Genomic DNA, 17,809 nt, shown 5'->3' on the forward strand with positions numbered 1-17,809 from the left:
ACGCCCTTTATGCTCACTCAGTTGCGCGAAATTGTAGAAAAAGTGGCGAGTGCACCGCGTCTGAATGAAGCACTCGACATTCTGGTCAACGAAATATGCCTGGCGATGGAGACCGAGGTCTGCTCGGTTTACCTCGCCGATCACGATCGGCGTTGCTACTACCTGATGGCGACGCGCGGCCTGAAAAAGCCGCGCGGCCGCACAGTTACGCTGGCGTTCGACGAAGGTATCGTCGGGCTGGTGGGCCGCCTGGCCGAACCGATCAACCTCGCCGATGCGCAAAGTCATCCCAGCTTCAAATACATTCCCTCCGTCAAAGAAGAGCGCTACCGCTCGTTTCTGGGTGTGCCAATCATCAGCCGGCGTCAACTGCTCGGCGTGCTGGTGGTGCAACAGCGAGAGCATCGTCAGTTCGACGAAAGCGAAGAGTCATTTCTGGTTACGCTGGCCACGCAGATGGCCGCGCTGCTGTCGCAGTCGCAGCTTGGCCAGCTGTTCGGTCAGTTCCGCCAGACGCGCGTCAAAGCGATTGCCGCCGCGCCGGGCGTCGCCGTCGCACCTGGCTGGGTTGATGAAACACAGCCGCTGCTCGACCAGGTGTCCGCCGCCTCTACGCTCGATCCACAGCGTGAACGCGAGCGCCTGATTGTCGCCATGGGCGAGGCGGGTAACGAGTTTCGCCGCTTCAGCAAGCGTTTCGCGGCCAGCGTGCAGAAAGAGAGCGCGGCGATCTTCGATCTCTACTCGCACCTGCTCACCGATGCGCGACTGAAAAAAGATCTGTTTGCCGAGATCGAGCGCGGATCGGTAGCCGAGTGGGCGGTCAAAACGGTGATCGAGAAGTTTGCCGCACAGTTTGCCAGCCTGCAGGATCACTATTTACGCGAGCGCGCCGGGGATTTGCGCGTGCTCGGCCAGCGCCTGCTGTTCCACCTTGACGACACGCTGGTGGGCACCAATGCCTGGCCGGAACGCTTTGTGCTGGTGGCCGATGAACTCACCGCCACCACGCTGGCGGAGCTGCCGCAGGAGCGGCTGGCGGGTGTGGTGGTGCGCGATGGCGCAGCCAACTCGCACGCGGCGATCCTCACGCGCGCCATGGGTATACCGACCGTGATGGGCGCGGATATCCTGCCGTCGCAGCTCAACAAGCGGCTGCTGATCGTGGACGGCTATCGCGGCGAAGTGCTGATCGATCCGGAGCCGGTGCTGGTGCAGGAGTATCAGCGGCTGATCAGCGAAGAGAACGCGCTGAGCAAAATGGCCGAAGATGTGGTGGAGCAGCCCGGCGAGCTGAAAAGCGGCGAGCGCGTGCAGGTGATGCTCAACGCCGGTCTCAGCCCGGAACACGAACAGGCGCTCGACAACTGGGTTGACGGCATTGGCCTGTATCGCACCGAAATTCCGTTCATGCTGCAAAGCGGCTTCCCGTCGGAAGAGGAGCAGGTGGCGCAATATCAGGGCATGCTGCAACTGTTTTACGACAAACCGGTGACGCTGCGCACGCTGGATGTCGGCGCTGACAAACAGCTACCTTACATGCCGATCAGTGAAGAGAACCCCTGTCTCGGCTGGCGTGGCATTCGTCTGACGCTCGACCAGCCGGAGATCTTCCTGGTGCAGGTGCGCGCCATGCTGCGCGCCAACGTCGCCTCGGGCAACCTGAGCATTCTGCTGCCGATGATCAGTCATATTGACGAGATCGAAGAGGCGCGGCGCCTGATCGATCGCGCCGGTCGCGAAGTGGAAGAGATGCTCGGTTATGCCATTCCGAAACCGCGCATTGGTGTGATGATTGAAGTGCCGTCGATGCTGTTTCTGATCCCGCATCTGGCGCAACGCGTGGACTTTATCTCCGTCGGCACCAACGATCTTACCCAGTATCTGCTGGCGGTCGATCGCAACAATACCCGCGTCGCCAACCTTTACGATTCGCTGCATCCGGCGATGCTGCGGGCGTTGCAAACCATCGCCAGTGAAGCCCGCCAGGCCAAACTGGAGCTGTGCCTGTGTGGTGAAATGGCGGGCGATCCGATGTGCGTCGCGCTGCTGGTGGGTCTGGGTTATCACCATCTCAGCATGAACGGCAAGAACATTCCGCGCGTCAAATACCTGCTGCGCCACCTCGATTATGAAGAGGCGCAGAAACTGAGCCAGCAGGGCGTGATGGCACACACCGCAACGGAAGTGCGCCATCTGGTGTCGGCCTTCATGGAGCGGCGCGGCCTGGGCGGACTGATTCGCGGCGGACGTTAACTGTTTACATTTCTGCGGAAATTGTGAAAAGCGGCTGTGCTATGATGCGCAGCCTTTTATTGTATGGCCCTTTAGCCACGCCCTTTTGCGGGCAGAAAAAACATGGTGAAAGATGACTAACGGCTACATTTCATTTCCCCAATTCGATCCGGTGATCTTCTCCATCGGACCGGTTTCGCTGCACTGGTACGGCCTGATGTATCTGGTAGGCTTTGTGTTTGCTATGTGGCTGGCGGTGCGCCGCGCCAACAAACCCGGTAGCGGCTGGAAGAAAGAAGAAGTTGAAAACCTGCTGTACGCGGGCTTCCTCGGCGTGTTCCTCGGCGGCCGCATCGGCTACGTGCTGTTCTATAACCTGCCGCTGTTCCTCGACAACCCACTCTATCTGTTCAAAGTGTGGGACGGGGGCATGTCATTCCACGGTGGTCTGATTGGGGTGATCGTGGTGATGCTAATCTTCGCCCGTCGTACCAAACGCACCTTCTTCCAGGTCTCTGATTTCATTGCGCCGCTGATCCCGTTTGGCCTCGGTGCTGGCCGTCTCGGCAACTTCATCAACGGCGAACTGTGGGGCCGCGTGGCGCCTGACTTTAAATTCGCCATGCTGTTCCCGGGTTCGCGCAGCGAAGACCTCGCTTTGGCGGCCAACAACCCGCAATATCAGGAACTGCTGAACACGTACGGCGTGCTGCCGCGCCATCCGTCACAGCTGTATGAGCTGTGCCTGGAAGGCATCGTGCTGTTTATCATTCTCAACCTGTTTATTCGCAAGCCGCGCCCGATGGGCAGCGTCTCCGGCCTGTTCCTGATTGGCTACGGCGCATTCCGCATTATCGTGGAGTTTTTCCGCCAGCCGGATGCCCAGCTTGGCCTGTTCGAAGGCGGTATCAGTATGGGCCAGATTCTGTCGATCCCGATGATTCTGGCCGGAGTGATTATGATGGTCTGGGCGTATCGTCGTCGCCCGCAGCAACAAACGCGTGAGGTAAAATGAAACAGTATCTGGATTTGATGCAACATGTGCTGAATGAAGGCGCAGAAAAGGCCGACCGTACCGGTACCGGCACGCTCTCCATCTTTGGCCACCAGATGCGTTTCAATTTGCAGGACGGTTTTCCGCTGGTCACCACCAAGAAGGTGCATCTGCGCTCGATCATTCATGAGCTGCTGTGGTTCCTCAAAGGCGACACCAACATCGGCTACCTGAAAGAGAACAAGGTCACCATCTGGGACGAATGGGCGGATGAAAACGGCGATCTGGGACCGGTCTACGGCAAGCAGTGGCGCAGCTGGGGCAAAGCTTCCGGCGAAGAGATCGATCAAATCAGCAAGGTGATTGAGCAGCTGAAACGCGATCCGGATTCGCGCCGCATTATCGTTTCGGCATGGAACGTCGGTGAGCTGGATCAGATGGCGCTGGCGCCGTGCCACGCGTTTTTCCAGTTCTACGTGGCGAATGGCAAGCTGTCGTGCCAGCTGTACCAGCGTTCGTGCGATATCTTTCTTGGCCTGCCGTTCAATATCGCCAGCTATGCGCTGCTGGTGCATATGGTGGCACAGCAGTGCGATCTTGAGGTGGGCGATTTCGTCTGGACCGGCGGCGATACGCACCTGTACAGTAACCATCTCGAACAGGCGCGACTGCAGCTGACGCGTGAACCGCGACCGCTGCCGAAACTGTTGATTAAGCGTAAGCCCGCGTCGATTTTTGATTACCAGTTCGATGATTTTGAGATCGAAGGCTACGATCCGCATCCGGCGATCAAAGCGCCGGTCGCCGTGTAATCTGCCGCTCTTCAGCATCAGGCCCTGCCATCGCGCAGGGCTTTTTTTGCCTGGCCTCCGTCCGCTTCTGCGGGGATTTTCTGAATCCGACGCGCAAAAAAAGGGTGTTGTCTGCACCGGGCATAACTTTCCTGCGGCACGCTTTCCATCTTCTCTGTTTGCCGCTGTTGCTTTTCGTCCAGCAGGCGCAGAGTGCCGGTTATGAACAGAACCCAAAACGCCGGCTTTACGCTGCCGGAACTGCTGCTGGTTATGGTGATTGCCGGCATCCTCAGCATCGCAGCCTTACAGGGCTGGCAGCGCTGGCAACAGTATCAGCAACTGCGTGACAGCGTTCTGCAGCTGCAGAGCTTTTTGCTGCGGCTGCGCGCGCACGCCAGCTGGCACAACCGCGACCTCAGCCTGTGGCTGCAACCGGGCGAAAACGGCTGCCTCGGCACCGGGCCGCAGCCTGCAGAAGGGTGTCAGTTGCCGTCGCGCTGGCTGTTCCGGCCGCCTTATCGCGAAGTGCGTATTACTGCGCTGATCGGCGAGCCGGGCTTTTACGGCCGACGCGATGTGGCCCGGCCCGGCAGTATCGAACTGGAGAGCGCAGCTGGCCGCTGGCGCGTCATCCTCTCCGCCCGGGCGCGCATCCGGGTCTGCCAGCCGGGAGAGAAGGGATGCGAATAGCGCAGGGGGGCTTCAGTCTGCTGGAGATGCTGATCGCCATGGCGATTGGCGCGGTGCTGATGGTCAGCGTCGGCCGCTTTCTGCCGCTGCTGCTGGAACAGAACCTGCGCCTGCAGCAGCGGGTCCAGCTGCAACAGGAGCTGCAGCAGATTGCCGGCTCGCTGGCCAAAGCGCTGCGCCGTGCCGGTTACTGTCACGGTCAGTGCGCCGGTGCGGCGCTCACGCTGGTGAGCGGCGGCAGCTGTGTACTGCTGCGCTGGGACGAAAACAGTAACGGACGCTGGGAAGGCGTCGGTCACAGTGAAAGCGATTATTACGGCTATCGTCTGCGCAACGGACAGCTGGAGATGCAGCGCGGCGTGGACGAGTGCAACAGCAACGGCTGGGAGCGCATCACCGATCCGGCATTCCTCAGCCTCAACAACTTCCGGGTTGAGCGTCAGGGCACGCGGCTGCTGTTGCAGCTGGCCGCCACGGCGGGCCGCCAGCAGGCAGAGCTGACGATGATGATTGAGGGGCTGAATCTGTGAAGCAGCGGGGCAACAGCACGCTTGGCATGGTCGTGATGTTACTGCTGATGGGCGGATTCACGCTGCACGCCGCGCGCACGCAGCTGGCGCAGGGCATGGCGCTGGTCGCCGACGAGCAGCAGCATCAGCAGGATTTCTGGCAGGCGCAGGCCGCTTTAACGTGGGGCCGGCAGCAAAACTGGCCACAGGCCGCGGGCTGGCAGTGTCAGACCGCTCAGGCCGACGCGTGGCAAAGCTGTCTGCTGCGGCAGGAGGAGAATCATGGCTTATTATCGGCGCGCGGCACCGGACGCGCGCTCGTGCTCTATCAGTGGGTGTCGCTGCGCAACGGTCAGCTGCAGCCACAGCCGCATGGCTGGATCGACTACTGCCCGCTGGCAAAGGCGGAGCAGTGTCAGCTGCCAGAGGCGACAGCAGGGTTTTAGCCTGGCGGAAACGCTGGTCGCGATGCTGCTGCTGGCGATGACCATCAGCACGCTGCTGCAGTATCATCGCGCACTGGCGCTGGGATTTAGCCAGCAGTGGCAGCAGCGCCAGGCGTGGCAGGTAGCCGGGCAGGCGCTGCTCGGGCGTGATACTGCCGGCTGGCACATTGTGCACCAGCCGCAGAGTTTACCTGGGGGCTGCGTGCTGGATCGCGTTACCGTCACCGGACCCCATCAGCGCACGGCGTCGCTGGCGCGGCTCAATTGCCGCGAAGGTGATGCCGGCGGGTAGGCAGGCCAGACGATTAAGGGTAGAGTGACCGGGCTGCGCTTTCCCTTCTTTAAGGAGTTTTATGTTCCGGGTTTACCACTCCAATCGGTTAGATTTATTGAAAGACTTAGCGGTAGAGCTGATAAAACTCCAGCCGCTGGCCGATCCGCTCGCGGCTGAGCAGGTGCTGGTACAGAGCCCGGGCATGGCGCAGTGGCTGCAGATGGAGCTGGCTAACCGCTTCAACATTGCCGCCAACATTGATTTTCCGCTGCCCGCCAGCTTTATCTGGAGCATGTTCGTTAAAGTGCTACCGGATATCCCGGAAGAGAGCGCTTTCACCAAAGCCAGCATGAGCTGGAAGCTGATGCACCGGCTGCCGGTGCTGCTGGAGCAGGAGGCGTTTCAGCCGCTGCGCAGCTATCTGCATGACGACGACGATCAGCGCAAACTCTACCAGCTCAGCGCGCGCGTGGCGGATCTGTTCGACCAGTATCTGGTCTACCGGTCCGACTGGCTGAACCGCTGGGAGCACGGCGAACAGGTGGACGGGCTGAGCGACGCTCAGCAGTGGCAGGCGGCGCTGTGGCGCGATCTGGTCGAATTCACGCGCAGCCTCGGTCAGCCGATGTGGCACCGTGCCAACCTCTATGCACGGTTTATTCAGGCGCTGGAGCAGGCGTCAACGCCGCCGCCGGGGCTGCCGCAGCGCGTCTTCATCTGCGGTATCTCTGCGCTACCGCCGGTTTATCTGCAGGCGCTGGAAGCGCTGGGCCGCCACATTGATATTCACCTGCTGTTTACCAATCCCTGTCGTCACTACTGGGGCGACATTCAGGATTACGCCTTCCTCGCGAAGCTGCAGAGCCGTCAGCGGCTGCGCCTGCATTCGCAGGAGACGCAGCCGCTGTTCCGCGACCCGGATGCCGCGCCAGCGCTGTTTAACGAACTGGGCGAGCAGCAGCTGACCAATCCACTGCTGGCCTCGTGGGGCAAGCTGGGCCGCGACAACCTGTTTCTGCTGAGCCAGATGGAGTCAGCCGCCAATGACATCGATGCGTTTGTGGAGATGTCACCGGATAATCTGCTGCACTGCCTGCAGGCCGATCTGCTCAATCTTGACGATCGCGCGGTGATTGGGCTTAGCGCTGGCGAGCTGGCAGACAGCATGGACAAGCGCCGGCTCGATCCACACGATCGTTCCATCACGCTGCAGGTGTGTCACAGCGCCCAGCGTGAAGTGGAAGTGCTGCAGGATCACCTGCTGGCGCTGATGGAAGCCGATCCGGAGCTGAAGCCGCGCGATATCATCGTCATGGTGGCAGACATCGACAGCTACGCGCCTTTCATTCAGGCGGCTTTTGCCAGTGCGCCGCCTGAGCGCTATCTGCCGTTCGCCATTTCTGACCGGCGCGCCAGTCAGGCGCATCCGGCCATCCTCGCGCTGCTCAGCCTGCTGGCTCTGCCGGACAGTCGCTTTGCCTCAGAAGAGGTGCTGGCGCTGCTGGAGGTGCCGGCGCTGGCACAGCGTTTCTCCGTCGAGGAGAGCGGCCTGCGCCTGCTGCGCCGCTGGGTGATGGAATCCGGCATCCGCTGGGGACTGGATGACGCCAGCGTGGAAGCGCTGGCGCTGCCGGTCACCGGCCAGCACACCTGGCGCTTCGGCCTGCAGCGTATGCTGCTGGGCTACGCGCTGGAAAGCCGCAACGGTGACTGGCAGGGCATTCTGCCGTATGACGAATCCAGCGGCCTGATCGCCGAGCTGGCGGGCCATCTGGCCGAGCTGCTGGCACGGCTCGACAGCTGGCGCACGCGCCTTGCGCAGACACGCACCCTGGCCGAGTGGCTGCCGCTGTGCCGTGAGCTGATCGACAGCTTCTTCAGCGGCGATGCCGACAGCGAGGCGGCGCTGCTGCTGGTGGAAACGCAGTGGCAGGAGATCATTGAACAGGGGATGCAGGCCGCCTATCAGCAGCCGATTCCGGTCACGCTGCTGCGCGATGAGCTGCGTGCGCGCCTCGATCAGCAGCGCATCAGCCAGCGTTTCCTGGCCGGGCCGATCAACTTCTGTACGCTGATGCCGATGCGCTCCATCCCGTTTAAAGTGGTGTGCCTGCTGGGCATGAACGACGGCGTGTATCCGCGCACCCTGGCGCCGCTCGGTTTTGACCTGATGCAGCAGCAGACGCGGAAAGGCGATCGCAGCCGGCGTGATGATGACCGCTATCTGTTCCTTGAAGCGCTGATCTCGGCGCAGCAGCAGCTGTACATCAGCTACATTGGCCGGGCGATTCAGGACAACACCGAGCGCTATCCCTCGGTGCTGGTGACTGAACTGGTGGATTATCTGGCGCAAAGCTTCTGTCTGCCGGGCGATGAAGCCTGTGAGCCAGACGTCAGTGAGCAGCGGGTGCGGGCACATTTGCAACGCCTGCACAGCCGCATGCCATTCGCGGCGGAAAATTTCCAGCCGGGGAGCCACGTGCAGAGCTTCGCCGCAGAGTGGTTGCCGGCGGCGACCGGCAGCGGGGTGGCGCAGCCCGGGTTTGTCCAGCCGCTGCCGGTTCAGCCGCTGACTACGCTGTCGCTGGAGCAGCTGCTGCGCTTCTGGCGTCATCCGGTGCGGGCGTGGTTTCAGCAGCGCCTCGGCGTGGCTTTCTGGATGGAGGAGAGCGAGCTGCCGGACAGCGAACCGTTCGCACCGGACAGCCTGGAGCGCTATCAGATTAACGCTGAACTGCTCAATACGCTGGTCAACGGTGACGATCCGGCCCAGCTGTATGCGCACCACCGCGCCGCCGGTAATCTGCCTTACGGCGCCTTCGGGGAACTTTTCTGGCAAAGCCAGACCGAAGAGATGCAGGAGGTGGCGGCGGAAGTGAGCGCGCAGCGGCTGCCGGCGGAGAGCTGGGAAGTCAACCTGACGCTGGGCGCAACGCAGTTGACCGGCTGGCTGACTCAGGTGCAAGCTGATGGGCTGTTACGCTGGCGTCCGGGCGTGCTCAACATCAACGATGGCCTGCTGCTGTGGCTGGAACATCTGGTGTATTGTGCGCTGGGCGGCAACGGCACCAGCCGCATGTACGGGCGCAAACAGAGCCGCTGGCGCTTCGCGGCGGTGGCTCCCGCCCAGGCGCAGGCGCAGCTGGCTGAATATGTGGCCGCCTGTGAGGCGGGTCTGGCGCAGCCGCTGCTGCTGCTGAATAAATCCGGCGGCGCCTGGCTGGACGCCAGCTTTGACAGCAAATCTGGCCAGCTTCAGGAAGATGACGCCACGCAGAAAAAGGCGCTCAACAAGCTGTTGCAGGCGTGGCAGGGCGGCTACCAGGTTGAAGGCGAGGGCAGCGATCCCTATCTGCAGCGCCTGTGCCGCACGCTGGACGAGCCGACGCAGCAGCAGATCATCGCTGCGGCGCGTCAGTGGTATTTACCGGTGCGCCTCGCGCATCAGGATGATGTATAGCAACGGAAGTGCGGCCTGTACCTTGGCAGCCACCGTCTTATAAGAAAGTGTTTGAGTATCCCGACCGGCGCAACGCCGGCGGATAAGGGTAACGTTAAGGGGTTGAAATGCGGATTTACGCACGCTGGATAGGAGCGCTGCTGCTGAGCATGCTGGCGCTGAATGCCTTTGCCGACGACGGGCGCGGCTGGCAGCCGATTGATGAAACCATCCGCAAGAGCGATCACGATCCGCGCAGTTATCAGGCCATTACCCTGAGCAACGGCATGACGGTGCTGCTGGTGTCGGATGCTGCCGCGCCGAAATCGCTGGCAGCGCTGACGTTACCGATCGGTTCTCTGGACGATCCCGACAGTCAGCTGGGCCTGGCACACTATCTGGAACACATGGTGCTGATGGGGTCAAAAAATTATCCGCAGCCGGATAACCTGGCGGAGTTTCTCAAGAAGCACGGTGGCAGCCACAATGCCAGCACAGCCTCGTACCGCACCGCGTTTTACCTGGAAGTCGAAAACGATGCGCTGCAACCGGCGGTGGATCGTCTGGCGGATGCGATTGCGCAACCCTTGCTCGACCCGACCAACGCGGACCGCGAGCGGCATGCGGTTAACGCTGAGCTGACGATGGCACGCTCGCGCGATGGGCTGCGTATGGCGCAGGTTGGCGCGGAAACCCTCAACCCGGCGCACCCCGGCTCGCGCTATTCGGGCGGTAATCTTGATACCCTGAGTGACAAACCCGACAGCAACCTGCATCAGGCGCTGCTCGATTTCTATCATCGCCACTACTCGGCGAATCTGATGAAAGCGGTGATTTACAGTAACAAACCGCTGCCGGAGATGGCGACGATCGCTGCACAGACCTTTGGCCGCGTGGCCAATCATCATGCCAGCGTGCCGGATATTACCGTGCCGGTGGTCACCGATGCGCAGAAAGGCATCATCATTCATTACGTGCCAGCGCAGCCGCGCAAGCAGCTGAAAATTGAGTTTCGCATCGCCAACGACAGCGACCAGTTCCGCAGCAAAACCGACACCTTAATCAGCTATCTGCTGGGCAACCGCAGCAAAAATACCCTGAACGACTGGCTGCAGCAGCAGGGACTGGCGGATGGCGTCAATGCCGGCGCTGATCCGATGACCGAGCGCAACAGCGGCGTGTTTGCCATCTCGGTTTCGCTGACCGACAAAGGTCTGGCGCAGCGCGATCGCGTGGTGGCTGCAGTATTCAGCTACCTTGATATGCTGCGCAAACAAGGCATCGACAAGCGCTATTTCGATGAAGTCGCGCACGTGCTGGCGCTGGATTTCCGTTATCCGTCGATTACCCGCGATATGGATTACATTGAGTGGCTGGTGGATACCATGCTGCGCGTGCCGGTGACGCACACGCTGGATGCGCCTTATCTGGCCGACCGCTATGATGCGGCCGCGATCAACGCCCGTCTGGCTGAGATGACGCCGCAGAACGCCCGCATCTGGTACATCAGTCCCGCTGAGCCGCACAACAAACAGGCTTACTTTGTGAATGCGCCTTATCAGGTGGATAAAATCAGCGCCGCGCAGTTCAGCGCCTGGCAGCAGCAGGCGCAGCAGATTCCGCTATCGCTGCCGACCCTGAATCCCTACATTCCGTCGGATTTCGCCCTCATCCCCTCTGACGGTAAGCACTACGATCATCCGGTGGCGCTGACCAGTGGTGACAGCATGCGCATCTACTGGATGCCGAGCCAGTTCTACGCCAGCGAGCCGAAGGCCGCTATTACGCTCGCGCTGCGTAACAAATCCGCGATCAGCGATGCGCGCCAGCAGGTGTTGTTTGGTCTCAACGACTACCTCTCCAGCCTGGCGCTGGATGAGCTGAATTCGCAGGCTTCGGTGGGCGGCATCAGCTTCTCTACCGGTGAGGACGACGGGCTGGTATTCAATGCCAGCGGCTTCACCCAGCGCCTGCCGGAGCTGCTGAAAAAGCTGGTTGAAGGCTACGCCAGCTTCCAGCCGGATGCGCAGCAGCTGGAGCAGGCGAAATCCTGGTATCTGGATCGGCTGGAAGCAGCGGAAAAGGGCAAAGCGTTTGAACAGGCGATTCAGCCGATGCAAATGCTGTCCCAGCTGCCTTATACCCAGCGTGAGGCGCGACGCCAGCTGGTGAAACAGATCACGCTGCAGGAGGTGATGGATTACCGCGATGCGCTGATCCAGCACGCCACGCCGGAAATGATGGTGGTCGGCAACCTGTCGGCCGATCGCGTCAGGCAGCTGGGCGAAGAGCTTAAACAGCAGCTGCACAGCGCGGGGCACGGTTACTGGCACAGCGATTATGTGGTAGTGGATAAGCCGATCAAAGCCAACCTGCAGAAAACCGGCAGCAGCACCGACTCGGCGCTGGCGACGCTGTATGTGCCGCTCGGCTACAGCGAGTATCAAAGTATGGCTAACAGCACCATGCTGAGCCAGATTGTGCAGCCGTGGTTCTACAATCAGCTGCGCACCGAGGAGCAACTGGGCTATGCGGTGTTCGCTTATCAGATGCCGATTGGCCGCCAGTGGGGCATTGGCTTCCTGCTGCAAAGCAACAGTAAAGCGCCCGCTTATCTGCTGCAGCGTTTCCAGGCGTTCTATCCGCAGGCGGAACAGCGTCTGCGCAGCATGAAAGCGGAGGATTTCGCCCAGTATCAGCAGGCACTGATCAACGATCTGAAACAGCGTCCGCAAACGCTGGATGAAGAAGCCAACCGCTACAGTCGTGATTTCAATCGCCAGAACTTCGCGTTTGATACGCGCGAAAAAGCCATTGCGCAAATTCAGCAGCTGACACCGGCCAGCCTGGCTGACTTTTTCCATCAGGCCGTGCTGGCGCAGCAGGGCATGGCGATGATCTCGCAGATTGGCGGCAGTCACGATGGCACCCACGATGCGGATTACGCGCCGCTGCCGGGCTTTACCACTTGGGATGAAGTCGCCCGCCTGCAGCAGTCGCTCTCCGTGAAGAGTGATGCGCCATGAGTCAGCGCCCTGAATCGCTCAATCCCCTGACGCTGCCGCTACAGGGGGAGCGTCTGATTGAGGCCTCCGCCGGCACCGGTAAGACCTTTACCATTGGTCTGCTCTACCTGCGTTTGCTGCTGGGACTTGGCGGACCGAATGCCTATGCGCGCCCGCTGTCGGTGGAAGAGATTCTGGTGGTGACCTTTACCGAAGCCGCCACCGCCGAACTGCGCGGCCGTATCCGGGAGAATATTCATGAGCTGCGGCTGGCGTGTCTGCGCGGCATCAGCGCAAATCCGATGCTGATGCAGCTGCTGGCCGACATTGCCCAGCCCGCTGAGGCGGCTGCGCTGCTGCTGGCAGCGGAACGTCAGATGGATGAGGCGGCGATTTTCACCATTCACGGCTTCTGCCAGCGCATGCTCAATCTCAATGCGTTTGAGTCCGGCATGCTGTTTGAGCAGCAGCTGATTGAAGATGAACAGCAGCTGTTGCGTCAGGCGACGGCGGATTTCTGGCGGCGCCACTGCTATCCGCTGACGCTGGATATTGCGCGCGTCATCGTTTCGGAATGGAGCGGGCCGGAGCAGCTGTTATCGACGCTGCGCCCGTGGCTGCAGGGCGAGTCGCCCAGCCTGCGCCTGGCGCCGCACGACAGTGAAACCCTGACATCGCGCCACAGCAGCAACCTGGCGCGCATTGCCGAAATGAAAGCGCAGTGGCGGGCGCTGGGCGAAGAGGTGCTGACGCTGGTCGGGCAGTCTGATGTTGATAAGCGCAGCTACAGCAGCAAAAACCTGCCGCTGTGGGTCAGCAAAGTCAGCGCCTGGGCGCAGAGCGAGACTGCGGATTACCAGATTCCCGCCGAGCTGGCGCGTTTCGGTCAGCAGGTGCTCAATGAAAAAACCAAAAAGGGCGCGCCACCGCAGCACCCGTTGTTTGCCGCCATAGATACGTTCCTGGCGCAGCCGCTGTCGCTGCGCGATTTGGTGATTGCACGCGCGCTGGTGGAGGTGCGTCACGCGGTGCGTAAAGAGAAACGCCTGCAGGCGCTGCTGGGGTTTGACGATCTGCTGAGCCGGCTGGACGAGGCGCTGCAACAGCCCGGCGGCGAGCAGCTGGCGCAGGCGATTCGCCAGCGTTTTCCGGTGGCGCTGATTGACGAATTCCAGGATACCGACCCGCTGCAGTACCGTATTTTCCGCACGCTCTATTTACAGCAGCCGCAGCATGCGCTGCTGCTGATTGGCGACCCGAAACAGGCTATCTACGCCTTCCGCGGTGCGGACATCTTTACCTATATTCGCGCGCGCGGTGAAGTTCACGCGCACTACACGCTGGATACCAACTGGCGCTCGTCACCGGCGATGGTGGAGAGCGTCAATCAGCTGTTTATGCGCCAGCCCGCCCCGTTTCTGTTTGCGGACATCCCGTTTCTGCCGGTCAATGCCGCGCCGCCCAATCAGCGTTTGTCGCTGAGTATCGACGGCGAGGAACAGGCCGCGCTGCGCTTCTGGCTACAGCCGGGCGCAGGCTGCAGCGTCAGCGAATACCAGCAGCTGATGGCGCAGCAGTGCGCCGCTGATATCAGCCGCTGGCTGCAGGCGGGTCAGCAACAGCGCGCGCTGCTGGGCAAAACCCCCGATCAGCGGCCGGTGCAGGCCTCGGACATTACCGTACTGGTGCGCAGCCGGAACGAAGCCAATCTGATTCGCGCCGCGCTCAATCAGCTCGGCATCCCTTCGGTGTATCTCTCCAACCGCGACAGCGTGTATACCACGCCCGAGGCGCGAGAACTGCTGTGGCTGCTGCAGGCGATCCTCGCGCCCGAGCAGGAGCGGATGCTGCGCACCGCGCTGGCCACGTCGCTGTTTGCCTTTGATGCCGCGCAGCTGGACGCACTGGATCAGGATGCACGCGGCTGGGATGCGCTGGTGGATACCTTTGCCCGCTGGCAGCAATTGTGGCACCAGCGTGGCGTACTGCCGATGCTGCGTCAGCTGATGCTGGAGCGCCAGCTGGCAGAAAACCTGCTGGCCTCAGAGAATGGCGAGCGTCGCTTGACCGATCTGCTGCACCTCGGCGAACTGCTGCAGGAGGCGGCGGCCCAGCTCGACAGTCCGCACGCGCTGGTGCGTTATCTGGCGCAGCAGATCGCCCGACCGGACAGCCAGTCGGCCAGCCAGCAGCTGCGGCTGGAGAGCGACCGCCACCTGGTGCAGATTGTCACCATCCATAAATCCAAGGGGTTACAGTATCCGCTGGTGTGGCTGCCGTTTGCCGCCGGTTTCCGCGAGGCCGATATCGCGCTCTATCACGACCGCGAGCATTACAACGCGGTGCTGGATTTGCAGAATGATGAGCAAAGTCTGGCGCTGGCAGAGCAGGAGCGGCTGGCAGAGGATTTACGCCTGCTGTACGTGGCGCTGACGCGTTCGGTGTATCACTGCAGCGTCGGCGTGGCACCGCTGTTTCGCGGCACGCGCAAGAAAGAGGGCGAGAGCGATTTACATAAAAGCGCGCTGGGTTTCCTGCTGCAGCGCGGCGAGCCGGCCACCGCAGAACAGCTGGCGAGTTTACTGCACGACATCAGCGTGACCGGAACCGAAGTGGTGCTGGCGCAGCCGCAGGGCCATGAACGCTGGCAGGCGCTGGACGAGGTTGACGATGCGCTGGATGCGCGCAGCGTCACGCGCGCGCTGGCCGATCCGTGGCGTGTCACCAGCTACTCCGGGCTGCAGCAGCACGGCAGTCACCGTCTGCTGGATGTAATGCCGGGCTTCGATGCGGAAGCGGTCGGGGAAGATCGCGTGGCGGAAGTGCTGGAAGCCGCGCTGACGCCGCACCATTTCCCGCGTGGCGCTGCGCCCGGGACTTTCCTGCATACGCTGTTTGAATCGCTCGACTTCACCCAGCCGCCTTCAGCGCCGCAGCTGGAACAGCAGTTGCAGCAGAGCGGCTATCCGCTGCACTGGCAGCCGATGCTGAGCGAGTGGATTACCCGCGTGGTGAACACGCCGCTCAACACTCAAGGGATCCGGCTGAGCGACATCACACCGGGCAATCGCCTGATCGAGATGGAGTTCTATCTGCCGATTGATGGACTGCTGACGGCACCGGCGCTGGACGCGTTGATGCGGCAGGATCCGCTGTCGCGTCAGGCGCCGCCGCTCGACTTCCGTCAGGTGCAGGGCATGCTGAAAGGCTTCATCGACCTGGTATTTCGCTGGCAGGGCAAATACTATCTGCTGGATTACAAATCTAACTGGCTGGGCGAGAGCCATCAGGCATACACACCGCAGGCGATGGCGCAGGCGATGATCGACCACCGTTACGATTTGCAGTATCAGCTGTATACGCTGGCGCTGCATCGCTATTTGCAGCACCGCCTGACGGATTACGATTATGAACAGCATTTTGGCGGCGTATTCTATCTGTTTTTACGCGGCATGGATGGCAGCTCGCCGGATAACGGGGTGTTCCATACCCGACCGACGTCAGATTTCGTTTCACAACTGGATAGCCTGTTTCGCGGGCCGGGAGCAGCAGCATGAGTAGCATGAGTACGCTATTGGCACAGGCGGCAGAACTGCGCCTGCTGCGGGCGCTGGATATTCAGTTTGCCCGGCTGCTGGCCGACGACGATCGGCCCGCGCATCTGCTGGCGGCTGCCTGTCTCAGCGCGGAAGCCGGTGACGGTCACGTCTGCCTGCCGCTGTCGCAGCTTACCCGTGAAGGACTCTTTAGCGGTCGTCATCCGGAGCTGGCGCACACCATCTGGCAGGCCGCCGGCGAGCCGCAGGACTGGCCGACGCTGCTGGCGGACTGGCAGGCGCTCAGCGCCAGCGATCGCCCGGCGCCGGTGGTGCTGCGTGATAACCGGCTCTATCTGCACCGGCTCTGGCATCACGAAGGGGAAGTGGCGCGCTTCTTCCAGCCACAGGCGGCGCCGCAGCTATTTGCGCCCGAACAGGTGCGCAGCGTGCTGGATACCTTTTTCGGCAGTCAGCCTGAGGACTGGCAGAAAATTGCGGCGGCGGTGGCGCTGACGCAAAAAACCGCGGTGATCTCCGGCGGGCCCGGCACCGGCAAAACCACCACGGTGGCGAAGCTGCTGGCAGCGCTGATTCGCCTCAGTGAGGGAACCCTGCGCATTCAGCTGGCCGCCCCTACCGGCAAGGCGGCGGCGCGGCTCACCGAGTCGCTGGGTAAGGCGCTGCGCAGTCTCGACGTCAGCGATGCGGAGCGCCAGCGTTTTCCGGCAGAAGCCACCACGCTGCACCGTTTACTCGGTGCCCAGCCGGAGACGCAGCGCCTGCGCTACCACGCCGGTAATCCGCTGCATCTCGACGTGCTGGTGGTCGATGAAGCCTCGATGGTCGATCTCGGCATGATGGCAAACCTGATCGCCGCGCTGCCCGCTCACGCGCGGGTGATTTTTCTCGGCGATCGCGACCAGCTGGCCTCGGTTGAAGCCGGTGCGGTACTCGGGGATATCTGCCGCTGTGCCGAGGCGGGCTATAGTCCGGTGCGTGCGCTGCAGCTCACCACGCTGACCGGCTGCGAGGTTGCCGGCACCGATGATGCGGTGGCCCCGGCGGTGCGTGATGCCATCTGCCTGCTGCGCAAAAGCTACCGTTTCGCGGCGCACTCCGGCATCGGTCAGCTGGCTGCGGCGGTCAACGCCGGCGAAGCGCAGGCGGTCGAGGCGGCCTTTCAGGCGGGCTTTAGCGATATCGTGCGCCAGCCGCTCAACGATGCCGAAGCGTATCAGGCGATGCTGACGCAGATTGCCGAAGGCTATCGGCCATTTCTCCAGCTGATTAACCAGCGTGCCGCACCGGCAGAGGTGATTGCTGCGTTTGGCCGTTATCAGCTGCTGTGCGCGCTGCGCGAAGGGCCATTTGGCGTGCAGGGGCTCAATCAGCGTATTGAGCATAAGCTGATGCAGCTGCAGCTGATTCGGCGTCCCGCAGGGGGCAGCCGCTGGTATCAGGGGCGTCCGGTGATGGTGACGCGTAACGACAGCGCGCTCGGCCTGTTCAATGGTGATATCGGCATTACGCTGTTCGATGAGGAAGGGCTGCTCAAGGTGTTTTTCCCGCTACCCGATGGCAGCATCAAAGCGGTACAGCCAAGTCGCCTGCCGGCCCATGACACGGCATGGGCGATGACGGTGCACAAATCACAGGGTTCGGAGTTTGACCACACCGCGCTGGTGATGCCGGCTCAGTTCCTGCCGGTACTGACGCGCGAGCTGATATACACCGCCATTACCCGGGCGCGCAGCCAGCTGACGCTGTTCAGTGATGAAGCGGTGTTCCGGCGTGCGGTGCAGTTGCGCACGCAGCGGCGCAGCGGGTTGCTGGATCGCTTAGGGGGAGAAGAGGGCAGATGATTGCGCCGCCGCGGGGAATAGC

At 61.8% G+C, this 17,809-nt stretch carries 11 protein-coding genes; all 11 read left to right on the forward strand.

Features of this window, described 5'->3' with window-relative positions; genetic code table 11:
* Positions 1-9: 9 nt before the first annotated feature.
* On the forward strand, positions 10-2,256 hold the full coding sequence (gene ptsP, locus AC6I79_RS04285) for a phosphoenolpyruvate--protein phosphotransferase (RefSeq protein ID WP_058757064.1): 2,247 nt from the start codon (positions 10-12) through the stop codon (positions 2,254-2,256).
* A 112-nt stretch (positions 2,257-2,368) separates the two neighbouring features.
* Positions 2,369-3,250 carry a prolipoprotein diacylglyceryl transferase gene (gene lgt, locus AC6I79_RS04290; protein ID WP_021506703.1) on the forward strand — a complete coding sequence of 294 codons (882 nt, stop codon included), beginning with the start codon at positions 2,369-2,371 and terminating at the stop codon, positions 3,248-3,250.
* On the forward strand, positions 3,247-4,041 hold the full coding sequence (thyA, locus tag AC6I79_RS04295; protein WP_498027587.1) for a thymidylate synthase: 795 nt from the start codon (positions 3,247-3,249) through the stop codon (positions 4,039-4,041). Before lgt ends, thyA begins: the two co-directional genes overlap by 4 nt.
* Positions 4,042-4,242: 201 nt before the next feature.
* Complete coding sequence (locus AC6I79_RS04300) at positions 4,243-4,713, forward strand: prepilin-type N-terminal cleavage/methylation domain-containing protein (RefSeq protein ID WP_166720487.1); 471 nt, start codon at positions 4,243-4,245, stop codon at positions 4,711-4,713.
* Positions 4,704-5,243, forward strand: a complete 540-nt coding sequence (locus AC6I79_RS04305) for a prepilin peptidase-dependent protein (protein WP_498027588.1) — start codon at positions 4,704-4,706, stop codon at positions 5,241-5,243. The genes AC6I79_RS04300 and AC6I79_RS04305 overlap by 10 nt, the downstream gene beginning before the upstream one ends.
* Complete coding sequence (locus AC6I79_RS04310) at positions 5,240-5,668, forward strand: DUF2509 family protein (protein ID WP_498027589.1); 429 nt, start codon at positions 5,240-5,242, stop codon at positions 5,666-5,668. Before AC6I79_RS04305 ends, AC6I79_RS04310 begins: the two co-directional genes overlap by 4 nt.
* A gap of 1 nt (position 5,669) precedes the next feature.
* The gene (locus AC6I79_RS04315; protein ID WP_230857086.1) at positions 5,670-5,960 is read left to right on the forward strand and encodes a prepilin-type N-terminal cleavage/methylation domain-containing protein; all 291 of its coding nucleotides are present in this window, start codon (positions 5,670-5,672) and stop codon (positions 5,958-5,960) included.
* Positions 5,961-6,021: 61 nt separating this feature from the next.
* Positions 6,022-9,402 (forward strand): exodeoxyribonuclease V subunit gamma, encoded by a 3,381-nt coding sequence (recC, locus tag AC6I79_RS04320; RefSeq protein WP_498027590.1) that lies wholly within the window; start codon positions 6,022-6,024, stop codon positions 9,400-9,402.
* Positions 9,403-9,509: 107 nt separating this feature from the next.
* Entirely contained in the window at positions 9,510-12,407 is a 2,898-nt protein-coding gene (ptrA, locus tag AC6I79_RS04325) for a pitrilysin (protein ID WP_159377845.1), read from the forward strand.
* A complete protein-coding gene (gene recB / locus AC6I79_RS04330; protein WP_159377844.1) occupies positions 12,404-15,943 on the forward strand; it encodes an exodeoxyribonuclease V subunit beta in 3,540 nt (1,179 codons plus the stop codon). Before ptrA ends, recB begins: the two co-directional genes overlap by 4 nt.
* Positions 15,940-17,787: an exodeoxyribonuclease V subunit alpha gene (gene recD, locus AC6I79_RS04335; RefSeq protein WP_159377843.1), complete on the forward strand. Its 1,848-nt coding sequence runs from the start codon at positions 15,940-15,942 to the stop codon at positions 17,785-17,787. The genes recB and recD overlap by 4 nt, the downstream gene beginning before the upstream one ends.
* Positions 17,788-17,809: the final 22 nt, after the last annotated feature.

Source organism: gamma proteobacterium symbiont of Scutellera amethystina, assembly GCF_059730845.1.

Coding starts and splice junctions, on each gene's coding strand:
- ptsP (WP_058757064.1), top strand. CDS start 10: ATGCTCACTCAGTTGCGCGAAATTGTAGAAAAAGTGGCGAGTGCACCG.
- lgt (WP_021506703.1), top strand. CDS start 2,369: ATGACTAACGGCTACATTTCATTTCCCCAATTCGATCCGGTGATCTTC.
- thyA (WP_498027587.1), top strand. CDS start 3,247: ATGAAACAGTATCTGGATTTGATGCAACATGTGCTGAATGAAGGCGCA.
- AC6I79_RS04300 (WP_166720487.1), top strand. CDS start 4,243: ATGAACAGAACCCAAAACGCCGGCTTTACGCTGCCGGAACTGCTGCTG.
- AC6I79_RS04305 (WP_498027588.1), top strand. CDS start 4,704: ATGCGAATAGCGCAGGGGGGCTTCAGTCTGCTGGAGATGCTGATCGCC.
- recC (WP_498027590.1), top strand. CDS start 6,022: ATGTTCCGGGTTTACCACTCCAATCGGTTAGATTTATTGAAAGACTTA.
- ptrA (WP_159377845.1), top strand. CDS start 9,510: ATGCGGATTTACGCACGCTGGATAGGAGCGCTGCTGCTGAGCATGCTG.
- recB (WP_159377844.1), top strand. CDS start 12,404: ATGAGTCAGCGCCCTGAATCGCTCAATCCCCTGACGCTGCCGCTACAG.
- recD (WP_159377843.1), top strand. CDS start 15,940: ATGAGTAGCATGAGTACGCTATTGGCACAGGCGGCAGAACTGCGCCTG.